This is a genomic window from Actinotignum sp. UMB0459 (assembly GCF_051905915.1).
Classification (GTDB): Bacteria; Actinomycetota; Actinomycetes; order Actinomycetales; family Actinomycetaceae; genus Actinotignum; species Actinotignum sanguinis.
In genome coordinates, this window is sequence record NZ_JBQAIK010000007.1 from 1 (window position 1) to 11,329 (window position 11,329).

Below are 11,329 nucleotides of genomic sequence, written 5' to 3' on the forward strand. Positions count from 1 at the left end.
ATGAGCAAATCACGAAGCACCACCGCGCAGCCCGGCACGCCGCGCGCCGCCACCGAAACAGCACCAACTTCGCAGCCGCTCGCGCAGCAGATCACGCAGCCTGCCCCTTCCCGTAGCTGGCGGGAGCGCATCCGCCCGGCGATTATCATGTTCGGGCTCGCCATTATTCCCATGATCTACGCGCTGATTCTCACCGGCGCCTACGATGACCCCCTCGGCAACCTCAGTGAGATCCCGGCCGCGATTGTGAACGAAGACCGCGGCACACAACTGGATGGATCCGAGGTGAATCTAGGCGCAACGATCACCGCCAAGCTCCTGGAAACCGAGGAACGCCAGAACTTCCAGTGGCGGGAATACTCGGCCGCGGAAGCCACCCAGAAACTTGCAAATGGCCAGGTCTACGCGGTGCTCAGTATTCCGGCGTCGTTTTCCAACGATGCTACCTCGGTGGCGCGCGGCCCGGGCGCTGCCACCCGCGCCCGGCTTTCCTTCGTCACCGACGATGCCCTTAACTATATTGTCGGCAATGTGGGACGCGTCATCGCCTCCACCGCCACGGCGGCGGTTTCGGAGGAGGTGTCAGCCGAATACCTTGACGGCATCTATCTCTCCTTCGGGACGTTGAGCGAGCAGCTCCGCGCCGCGGCAGGCGGGGCCGGAGAGCTGGGTGCCGGGCTGCGCGATGCTAGCCGCGGCGCAACCCGACTCACGGCTGGGGCCGGCGAACTGGCCGAGGGTGCCGGGCGCCTCGCCACCGGAACGGAAACCGTGGCTGCCGGCGCGGGGCGTTTGAACGACGGCGCAGCTCAGCTCGCCGCAGGAGCGGGCGATGCCGCCGGCGGGGCGGGCGCCCTCAGCGAGGGAGTATCCCGGGTAGCCGAGGGGGCCAGTGCTGCAAGCCTTGCGGCCGGCCAGCTCCGGGATGGAGCTACGCGCAGCGCCGCGGGCCTCGATACCTTGGCGGCCGGTAGCCGCGATCTGGCCGCGGGCAGCCAGAAAGTTGCGGAAGGGAACGCCGCGCTGGCGAAGGGTACTAGCCAGGCCCTAGCCGGAGCGCAGCAGCTGAGTGCCGGATCGGAGAAACTTACCGGCGGCCTGAGCACCCTCGATGACGGTCTGAGCACCCTTATCGCTATGTACGATGTGCTGCCCCCGGAAGTGGTGAAAGCCAAACTCTCCGAAGCGCAGGCCGGCACCGCGCGCCTTCTTGAGGGATCCGCCCAGCTCCAGGGAGGAATCGCCACCCTCGTCGGCGGCGGGCCTGGCGCGGGCCTTGGGCCCGATGCGGGCCTTGGACCTGACGCGGGCGGCGAGAGTGGCGGATTGACCGCGCTTGCCAGCGGGGCGCAGGCCGCGAGCGCCGGAGCGGCACAGCTCAAAGACGGCGCCGCCCAGCTGGCCGCGGGCACGGAGCGCGCCGCCGCGGGAGCCCAGCAAGCTCTTGCTGCCACCACGGAATTTGCCCAGCAGCTTGATACTCTCGCCACGGGAAGTACTCGGGCGGCCACCGGAGCCACCCGCCTCGCGGACGGGACCGCGCTTCTCGCCACCGGAAGTAGCGAACTGGCCAACCGCGCCCCCGAACTAGCCGCCGGGGCGCGGGCCGCCCACAGCGGGGCCGCCCAGGTGAGCAGCGGCGCCACCACGCTTGCGAATAACCAGGGAACTCTGCGCGATGGCCTGCATACCCTGCGCGAGGGTGCCACCACTCTAGAAGTGAAACTCTCTGAAGGCGCGGAAAAAATCCCGGTCTACACCCCGGGCGAATCGGAAACGATGCAGCGGGTGGGCGCCACCCCGGTGGAGTTGAGTACCACCCGCGCTCATCCCGTCAGCGATTTCGGTGCGGCAGTCGCCTGCTACTTCATCGCGCTGGCGATGTGGGTTGGCGCTATCGGCCTCTACCTCATGAGGCCCCCTCTCTCGCGCCGCCTCACGGCGGCGCGAGTATCCGGGCTGACGCTCGGTCTCGGTTCGGTTGCTATCGGGGCACTCATGGGAATAGTGCAGGCGGGCCTGCTGGTCGGGATACTGCACTTCTTCGGGAATGTGGATCTCATCAACCCGGGTGCCACCTTCGCTATCTGCATCACCTCCTCACTTGTGTATATCGCGATCAACCAGGCCCTCATTGCGCTCTTCGGAGCCCCGGGGCGGTTCATTGCGCTTCTCATGATCGTGATCCAGTTGGGAGCGGCTGGCGGCATCTACCCGGTGGAAACCGCCCCGGGCTTCTTCCGGGCCGTCCACCCGTTGCTGCCCGTCACTCACACCGTTAACGCGCTGCGGGCCGCGATTGCGGGTGGCCCGATTGATACCGGTACCTATGCGGGTGTGCTCGGGTTGTGGTTCGCCGCCTCGGTGTTGGCCACCGTCCTCGCCGCCATCATCACAAGACGGCGCACCGACCATCCCGACGCGTCCCGGCCCCGGGAGGCGAAAGCCGGTAGCGGCGTCGTCGTACCAAAAAATGAGGAGGCCCTCGCTACTGCACAGTAATTTCTGAGTCCTATTTACCGCTAGGTAAGGGGAGCCTAATATGGAGGTGCTCCGCGGATCGCCCGCGGGGCACCTCTCCTACTGTTCGCGGAGGAATGGGATGACGGCTCAACTCACCCACGCAGATGCCGGCACCGCCCCGAACTGCGGTGCCGCCACGCGTGTCGATACGTATAAAGAAAAACGCGCGCAAGGACAGCGCGCCCTCAAAGAACTCATGGCACCGATTGCCCCGCGCCTGGCGCTCGGCCGCTTCGTGGCGGTGTGCTCCTCACTCGTGGCCGTGGCGCCTTTTATTGCGCTGGTGCGCATCGGTGACATTCTGCTGCCGGCCTGGCGCGCGGGAACCCCGATAGATAACGCGGCGCTCAGCTGGAATGTCAAACTCCTTGCCGGGGCTTTTTGCACCCAGCTTTTCCTCTATTTCCTGGCGCTGAGCATCACGCATTTCGCGGATCTCAAACTCCGCGGCCTGCTCCAAGAGCGCATTATCGCGCAGATTTCGCGCGCGCCGCTCTCGTGGTTTTCCCGGGCGCGCTCGGGGCAGATCCGCAAGGCGATTCAGGCCGACACCACCACGCTGCACACCCTGGTGGCGCACGCCCCGGTGGAAACCACGGCCGCGGTGGCCACCCCGCTGGCCCTCGTCATTTTTGCCTTTACCGTGAATTGGCGACTGGGGCTCCTCACCCTCATCCCGCTGCCTTTCTATTTCGCGGCGCAGATTTTCATGATGCGGGATATGGGCGAAAAGACCGCGGAGATGGATGACCGGCTCGGCTACCTCGCCGCGCGCGGGGTGGAATTCGTGGAAGGCATCCAGGTGGTCAAGAGCTTCGGGAAAGTCGGCCACGCACACCGCGCTTTCGCCCGCGCCGCCGATGATTTCGGGAATTTCTACTGGGACTGGTGCGGCCCGATGCTGAAAGGCTCCGCGCTGGCCATGTCCTTCATTTCCGCGCCGGTGGTGCTGCTGGTCAATATGGGGCTCGGCTCGCTGATTCTGGCCGCCGGCGCCGCCACCCTCCCCGAGGTCATCGCCTGCTCCCTCATCGGCCTCATCGTGCCGCTCACCTTCGACACCCTCTCCACCAGCATGTGGTCCTATCAGCTGGCCGGTAATTCCGCGCTGCGCATTATCGAGGTGACGAGCGTGGAGCAACTGCCCCGGTTAGAGGCCCTCGCCGAAGAATCCGAGGCCCCCGCAGCCGCACTCACCCGGGAGGCCGCGGGCGGCGTCGCCCCCGCGCACGTGGTGTTCGACAAGGTTAGCTATTCCTATCCGCGCGCCGGGCGCACCATCCAGGCCCTTGACGGCGTCTCCCTCACGCTGCGCCGCGGCACCGTGACTGCCCTGCTCGGCCCGTCCGGTTCGGGCAAATCCACCCTGGCGACCATGCTCGCGCGTTTCCGCGACCCGGATAGCGGGCGGGTGCTCCTCGACGGGCGTGACCTGCGCACCCTCTCCGAAAAAGACCTGTACGCGCGGGTGGCTTTCGTGCTGCAAGACGCGCAAATGCTGCGCATGTCCGTGCGCGATAACATTCGCCTCGCGCGTCCCGATGCCGACGACGCCGCCATTGAGCACGCGGCCCGCGCCGCCAATATTTGGGAGGATATCTGCGCCCTTCCCGCGGGGCTGGACACCGTGCTCGGGGAAGATACCGCGATGTCCGGCGGTCAATATCAGCGCCTGGCTATCGCGCGGGCGCTGCTGGCCGACGCCGATCTGCTCATTTTGGATGAAGCGACCGTAGCCACCGATCCGCAGTGCGAAGCGGAAATCCAAAGCGCCCTCAACCGTCTGGTGGCCGGGCGCACCGTGCTCGTCATCGCCCACCACGCCGAATCGGTGCTCGGGGTGGATCAGGTGTGCATTTTGGAACAGGGGCGGATATCCGCCCTGGGTACCCCGGAGGACGTAGCCACGCATCCCTTCTGGGTGCGGCTCATGGAAGGACGCGAAGATGCCTAACGCGAAGAATCCTCACAACTCCCCCGCTACGAATACGTACGGCGGGCACACGCGCACCGGGCACGCCGGGCACACGCACGCCGGGCGTTTCTCCGATCCGCTCCTCGTGCACGCCTACGGCTCGGTCCTCACCGAGGAAGGCCACGGCTACTACCGCCGCTCCATTGCCCTGGTCATTCTGTCCGGAATGATCGAAGGACTCGCGCTGCTCACCGTGGTGCCCCTGGCGCTGACCTGGTCTACCGGCACCCCCACCCTCGGCCTCGGTGTGGGCGGCTGGATCAGCGTACTCGCCGCGCTCGCGGTCACCGGGCTACTCACCGCTTACGTCCAAGCGGTGATGGCCTACACCGCCGCGATGGACGTGATCCGGCACAGCCTGAGCCTACTGGGCGACCAGCTCTCCCGCCTACCGCTGGGATGGTTCCGTTCCGGCTGGGCCGGCACGCTCTCCCGCCTGGTCACGGACGGACTCATGGCTATCGGCCAGGGCATCGCCCATTTCACCACCCCGATTATTCGCAATGCCACCGCGGCGCTGGTGCTGCTAGTGGGCATGTGGATCTGGCAGTGGCAGCTGGGGCTCGCCCTCACGGTTGCTTTCCCGCTGCTGTGCGCGCTGGCCGCCGCGGCACGGGTATTACGACGCCGCTCCGAGCTGGCCACCAGCGCCACCGAAAGCGACCTGGCGGACCGGATCGTGGAATACGCCCGGTGCCAGCCCATCCTGCGGGCCACCGGCCAGGCCGCCACGTTCGCGCCGCTCCATACCGCAGTCAAGGCGAATCTCGCCGCCCAGCGCCGTTCGCTGTGGCTGGGAATCGCCGCGAACCTCCTTTCCGGGGTGGGCGCGCAGCTACTGGTGGTTAGCCTCATCGCGCTCGCGGTACATCTGTGCACGGGCGGGCTTCTTAATCCGGCGGCCACCCTCGCCTTCCTCGGGGTAGCGCTGCGCTTCATGCGGAATCTGGAGGATTTCACCTCTTTCGTTATGGCAACGGAGGTGGCCCGCACTCCGCTCGAATCCATGCACGAGGTGCTTGATGCACCTGTGCCCAGCGAGCCGGCCAGCGACGTCGCCCTTCCCACGCCCGGCGAAGTTGCCCTCACGGACGTTCGTTTCGGGTACCGCGCGGATACCCCGGTGCTGAACGGCGTGAGTTTCACGGCCCAGCCGGGCACCCTCACCGCGATCGTGGGGCCGTCCGGGGCGGGCAAATCCACCCTCTTCCGCCTCATGTGCCGCTTCTGGGACGTGGACGGCGGCAGCGTAAAAATCGGCGGCGTGGATGTGCGTGATCAAACGACGGCGCAGCTCATGGCGCAGCTGTCCATGGTGTTCCAGGACGTGTACCTCTACGATGACACCCTCGAAGCGAATATCCGGGTGGGCCGCGAAAGCGCCACGGATGCCGAGGTGCGGGCGGCGGCGGATATGGCAGGCGTGAGCGATATTGCCGCGCGGCTCCCCGGCGGCTGGGAGAGCCCGGTGGGTGAGCGCGGCGGAATGCTTTCCGGCGGGGAACGCCAGCGAGTCTCCATCGCGCGGGCGCTCCTCAAACACGCTCCCATCGTACTTTTCGATGAGGCCACCTCGGCCCTCGATCCGGAAAATACCGCCGCTATCCGGGCCTGCATTCAGCAGCTGCGCCGGGAGGCAACGGTGCTGGTAATTGCTCATAAGCTGGAAACGGTGCAGGGTGCGGACCAGATCGTGGTGCTCGACGCGGGCGGTACCGTGCGCGAAGTGGGCACCCACGCACAGTTGCTGGAAAGCGGCGGACTGTACCGGAAATTCTGGGAGGATCGACGGCGCGCGGCCGGCTGGCAGCTGGGCGCCCCGGCAGAGTAACGCTGACTAGCCCGGGCGCGAAGCTCGCAGCCAGGCGGTGCGGAACCTTGCCACCTGGCTGCGGGCCCGCGGACCTGAATCCTACATTTTGCAACGTAGAGAACCTACAAATTGCAACGTAATAGCCCTACATTTTGCAACGTAAGCACTCTACATTTTGTAACGCAACCTCTAAACTGAGGATATGGACACTGAAATTGTCGCGGCGAACCCGCTTTCCTCGCTGTTATCACCGGCACGGGACTAACCGGGCCCGCTGGCGAGGGCGTGATCACTTTCCCGCTCAGTGCGCTGGGCCAGTAGCTCCCACCCCGCTCCGCCGCAGCACCGCCCCCACGCATACCCATACCAACCCCCGGATTTTCAAGCATTGACAAGGATTTTCACGCCACATAACTGTTGACACCCCGCGCTCCACTTCATAAAGTTAGGGCCACCTAACCACTAGGTCGGGAGCCGGTTTCACGCCCCGGCCGCTAACAAAGGAGCATTGGTGAAACGCCGTGTCATGACCGTTGCCTTGAGCGCGCTGTGCGCCGGGTTGCTGGCGAGCTGTTCCGCATCGTCCACCTCTACTGAATCACCTACCAGTTCGAGCGGTGCCAGCGCGGCTGCGTCGTCGGCCTCACCTGCCGCGAACGATGCCGCAAGCGGGCCACTCACCGTAACCGATCAGCGCGGCCACCAAGTGGAAGTCAAGCGCCCCGTGCAAAAGATCGCTTCCGCGGTGATCCCCGCGCCCACCATTATTGCTGCGGTGGACGGGTCCTGGGATCGCATTGTTGGCATTAATGAATCGCTACTGGTCGCCAATAAGCAGGGCATTATTTCAAAGATTTTCCCGGCCTCGGTGACCACCCCGGTGATTGCGGATCGCCAGTTCACCCCGAATATGGAAACTATCCTGGCGCAGGACCCCGACGTATTTATTCAGTGGGGTGACCGCAGCGAGGATCTTATTACGCCTATCGAGTCGGCCGGCATTCCGGTGCTCGGGCTCAAGTACGGCACCCAGGAAAACCTAGAAACCTGGATCAAGCTTTTCGGTGAAATCCTCGGCAAGGAAGATCGCGCCGCGCAGCTTATTGACTATATGCACAGCGAGCAGGATTCCATCTCCAAGCAGGTCGCAGCTTTGGGCAAGCCCAAGCCGCGCGGTTTGCAGCTGAGCTACTCGGCCGAAAAGATGTCCGCAAATACAGAGAAGAGCTACGGGCAGCACGTTTTTGACGTGGCCGGTATTCAAAATATGGCCACCTCCGACGTGGTTCAGGACGGGATTGTCTCCCCGGAGCAGATCCTCGCCTGGGACCCGGAAATTATTTTCCTCTCCGCTTTTGATAAAGCCGTGCCTGATGATTTGTACAATGATCCGCGCCTATCCGAGGTAAGTGCGATTAAGAATAAGCGTGTCTACCGCGCCCCGCTGGGGGTGTACCGCTGGCAGGTGCCCTGCGCCGAATCCCCGCTGTACTGGAATTACGTAGCGGCCCTCGCCTACCCGGGTGAATTTAAGGTCGACATGCCCGCGCTCATGCGCGAAAAGACGAAGTGGATCTACAACTACGATCTCACCGACGAAGATATCGATCTGGTTCTGCGCACCGATATTAATAACGGCAGCGCCAATTATGACGTTGTTCGCTAAGCCCGCTAAGGCCGTCAGCACCATCGCCCGGCGCCGCACCGCGGCCTTCGCGGTGCTCGTCATCACCACCATCGCGCTGCTCGGCGCGATGGTGGTGGCGATGGGCATGGGTCAGCTCTCCATTAGCGCTCCGGACGTGGTGCGTATTCTCTTCTCGAGTCCGGATGATGTGGATCGCTCGGCCCTCGTGGCTATTAACCAAATTCGAGCCCCGCGAGTCATTCTTGCCGTCGTGCTCGGCGGTTGCCTGGCTGTTTCCGGCGCGGTGCTCCAGTCCCTGTTCCGCAACCCGCTGGTCTCGCCCGATATCGTGGGTGTTTCCTCCGCGGCTGCGTTCGGCGGGGTGCTGGCGATTCTGGTGGGCACCTCGAGCTTCATCCTCATGGGATCCACCTTCATTTTCGGGCTTTCCGCGGTGGTCTGCGTGATGCTCATCGGGCGGATCCGTTCCCATTCGGCCACGCTCACTATCGTGCTGGCCGGCGTGGTGGTTTCCGCGTTCTTCAACGCCATGGTTTCCCTCATGACCTACGTGGCCGACCCGTACAGTAAACTCCCCTCGATTACCTTCTGGCTCATGGGCTCACTAGCTGCGGCGTCGTGGGCAAAAGTCACCACCATTATTATTCCCGTCATTATTGGGCTTATCGTGGTGGTGGCGTTGCGCTGGCGTATTAATGTGCTCTCGCTGGGCGATGAGGATGCCCGAGCTCTCGGTATTAATCCGAGTACGATGCGCTGGGTGTGTATTTTCGCCGTCGCCCTCCTTACCGCAGCTTCGGTGGCCGCCGCCGGAATCATTGGCTGGGTGGGCCTGGTGATCCCGCATCTGGTGCGCCTGCTGGTCGGGCACGATAATCGCGTGGTTATCCCGGAATCTTTCCTCATGGGCGGGATGTATCTCCTCATTATTGACACAATTGCGCGCAATGCGACCTCGGTGGAAATACCGGTGGGAATTTTGACCGCCACGATCGGCGCCCCGGTATTTATCGGGTTGCTCATTCGGCGCGCGCGAAAGGGGCGGGCTCTTGCTTAAGGCAGAAAATCTTGGGCACCACTATCGCGGCGGGCCGTGGCTGTTTCGCGGGGTGGAGCTGGAGGCCCGCCCCGGCGAAGTACTCACGGTGCTCGGGCCAAATGCGCGCGGAAAAACCACCCTGCTGACCTGTTTGGCGGGGGTGCGCACCCCGGTGGAAGGCACCGTGCATTCGGACGGGCCCATCGGCTACGTGCCGCAATCCCACGCGGCAAACCACCAGTTCACCGTGCACGACATGGTCCTCATGGGTCGGGCCCGCACCATGCGAGTTTTCGCCAGCCCCTCGGCCGCCGATAGCGAGGCCGCGTGGGAGGCCCTCGAACGGGTGGGGATCGCGCACCTGGGCGGGGCTACGTACGCCGAGCTTTCCGGCGGGCAACGCCAGCTCACGCTCATTGCCCGCGCGCTGGTCGCCACCCCGAGCACTCTCATTTTGGACGAGCCGACATCCGCGCTGGACCTGCGCAATCAACGCCGTGTCCTCACAATTATTCGCACGCTCGCGGCCGAGGGCCTGGCCATTATTATGACCACGCACGATCCGGCGCACGCCTTCCTGACCTCGCGCACCACCCTCGTCATGGACGCTGACGACCTCTCCATTGGCGCCACCGAACGCCAACTCACCGAAGCACGGCTGAGCTCGCTTTACCGCACGCCTATTCGGGTTCGTGATGTTCCGGTTGACCGTGGCTCACAGTGCGTCGTCGTTCCGGATTTTAGTGCGAACGACGCCGCCCCTTCCGCTTCCACACCGCCCTCGCAAAGAAAGGACCACGATGGGTAATATCCTCACGATTATGAATATGGTGCGCGACGCAAGCACGCCACCTGACCTTATTGATACCTACGAGCTACCCAGCACTGACCTGGGTAATTACCGCGGAATCGTGGTGTCCATGGGCGCCGACCAGGTATTTTTAGAGCGGCAGCGCGAGCGCCTGAGCGACTGGGTGCGCGCGGGCGGGAAACTGCTCGCCAACGGCCTGCCGATGCGGCGCTGGGTGGACGGGCTACCCACCCACCGGAAAATGGAATTTCACGGGTTGGATGATGTGTGGCTAAGCGCTGTGGAGCCGCATCCGATCTGGGAGGGTGTTGAGCGTCGCGATATGCTGCTGCGCACCGGCGTGCCCGGCAAGCATTCTTTCGAGGAATTACGCGAGATCGGGGTGGCCGGTTTTTACGCGCGTTCCTTCCTATCGGATCTACCCGCAGGCGCGCGGGTGATCACCGGAATCGGGCCCGGCAAGCTGCCGGTGGACGTCAGCTACCGGCTGGGCGAAGGCGAAGTGATTGTCCACAACGGTAACGACCTCAGCGGTTTCGCGTTCCCGGGGACGTCCGCCGCCGGGCTGCGCCGCGCCATCACCGAGTACCTGGAGAAGTAACGATGAAGAAAATAGCATTTGTGCACACCGGTTCGTTTTTCCATCTCGCGACCGTGAAGGATCCCGCGGTGCGGGCACGCCCGGTCACCCCCGTGTACTGGCCGGACTATTCGGGAGATTTTTCGGAGTTCGACGCCGTCTACTTGGCCGCGCGCAATCACCCGGGTGTGGTGGCCGCGAAGCACGGCCAGGTGCTGGACTTCCTGGGGCAGGCCGGTAAAAAAGTATTTATCGACGGAATTAACCAGGTGGATAGCTGGCTACCGGGGACGTCCGAGACTCCGCGCGGCACGAATTTCTGGTCCTGGCGCACGGGTGAGGATCTGGGGCGGCGTTCGGTGAACACTGATCATCCGCTCTGGGAGTATCTTTCCGATGAGGCCGTCCACTGGCATTATCACGGGGTGCTCGCGCCTCCGGCGGGGGCGACGCCGTTGGTGGTGCTCACGCAGGTGGAGCAAACCGGGCCGGGCGTTGATCCCTGGGGCGGGTATTATCTGGCACTTCCAGATAACCCGAATATGCTGCTCTACCACGATAATGTGACGTTCGCGGCCGAGCTGGTGGTATCTACGATGGATGCCACCTATCACCACGGGGCCGGTTTCATGCCTGGCGCCACCCAGTTGCTCTACCGCATGCTGGAGTGGCTCGGGGATTAGCGCGGGCGGGTCGGAAGCCGGGCCGGGCGGTGCTGGTGCCGCCGGTTCACGGCATGGACTGAGCTGGGCCAAGCGGTGCCGGTGCCGCCGGCGCGCGGCATGGACGGCCGATGCGCGGCGCTGAGCCGAACGCAGTGGGGGGGGGGGCCCGCGTTTTTGGGGCCCCCCCCACCCCCTAAAAACCCAAAAAAACAAAAACAAAAACACCACCCACACAAAAAAAAAACAAAACAAATAAAAAAAAAAAAACACGTGAA

General features: G+C 64.1%; 8 protein-coding genes. All 8 read left to right on the forward strand.

Annotation, left to right across the window (positions count from 1 at the left end):
- The coding region (locus ACTFPK_RS01630) for a YhgE/Pip domain-containing protein (protein WP_439910946.1) at positions 1-2,502 on the forward strand (2,502 nt) is incomplete at its 5' end.
- 100 nt (positions 2,503-2,602) lie between these two features.
- Positions 2,603-4,477, forward strand: a complete 1,875-nt coding sequence (locus ACTFPK_RS01635) for an ABC transporter ATP-binding protein (RefSeq protein ID WP_439910947.1) — start codon at positions 2,603-2,605, stop codon at positions 4,475-4,477.
- Positions 4,470-6,329, forward strand: coding sequence for an ABC transporter ATP-binding protein (locus ACTFPK_RS01640; RefSeq protein WP_284906508.1), 1,860 nt, complete (start codon positions 4,470-4,472; stop codon positions 6,327-6,329). The genes ACTFPK_RS01635 and ACTFPK_RS01640 overlap by 8 nt, the downstream gene beginning before the upstream one ends.
- A 493-nt stretch (positions 6,330-6,822) precedes the next feature.
- Complete coding sequence (locus ACTFPK_RS01645) at positions 6,823-7,977, forward strand: ABC transporter substrate-binding protein (protein ID WP_284906506.1); 1,155 nt, start codon at positions 6,823-6,825, stop codon at positions 7,975-7,977.
- A complete protein-coding gene (locus ACTFPK_RS01650; RefSeq protein WP_439910948.1) occupies positions 7,961-9,016 on the forward strand; it encodes a FecCD family ABC transporter permease in 1,056 nt (351 codons plus the stop codon). Before ACTFPK_RS01645 ends, ACTFPK_RS01650 begins: the two co-directional genes overlap by 17 nt.
- Positions 9,009-9,806: an ABC transporter ATP-binding protein gene (locus tag ACTFPK_RS01655; RefSeq protein ID WP_284906504.1), complete on the forward strand. Its 798-nt coding sequence runs from the start codon at positions 9,009-9,011 to the stop codon at positions 9,804-9,806. The genes ACTFPK_RS01650 and ACTFPK_RS01655 overlap by 8 nt, the downstream gene beginning before the upstream one ends.
- A complete protein-coding gene (locus tag ACTFPK_RS01660; RefSeq protein ID WP_284906503.1) occupies positions 9,799-10,410 on the forward strand; it encodes a hypothetical protein in 612 nt (203 codons plus the stop codon). The genes ACTFPK_RS01655 and ACTFPK_RS01660 overlap by 8 nt, the downstream gene beginning before the upstream one ends.
- Before the next feature lie 2 nt (positions 10,411-10,412).
- Positions 10,413-11,072: a hypothetical protein gene (locus tag ACTFPK_RS01665; protein WP_439910949.1), complete on the forward strand. Its 660-nt coding sequence runs from the start codon at positions 10,413-10,415 to the stop codon at positions 11,070-11,072.
- The last annotated feature ends 257 nt before the right edge of the window (positions 11,073-11,329 follow it).

Bases quoted from the DNA above. Each gene is read 5' to 3' on its own strand.
- ACTFPK_RS01635 (WP_439910947.1), top strand. From the start codon at position 2,603: ATGACGGCTCAACTCACCCACGCAGATGCCGGCACCGCCCCGAACTGC.
- ACTFPK_RS01640 (WP_284906508.1), top strand. From the start codon at position 4,470: ATGCCTAACGCGAAGAATCCTCACAACTCCCCCGCTACGAATACGTAC.
- ACTFPK_RS01650 (WP_439910948.1), top strand. From the start codon at position 7,961: ATGACGTTGTTCGCTAAGCCCGCTAAGGCCGTCAGCACCATCGCCCGG.
- ACTFPK_RS01660 (WP_284906503.1), top strand. From the start codon at position 9,799: ATGGGTAATATCCTCACGATTATGAATATGGTGCGCGACGCAAGCACG.
- ACTFPK_RS01665 (WP_439910949.1), top strand. From the start codon at position 10,413: ATGAAGAAAATAGCATTTGTGCACACCGGTTCGTTTTTCCATCTCGCG.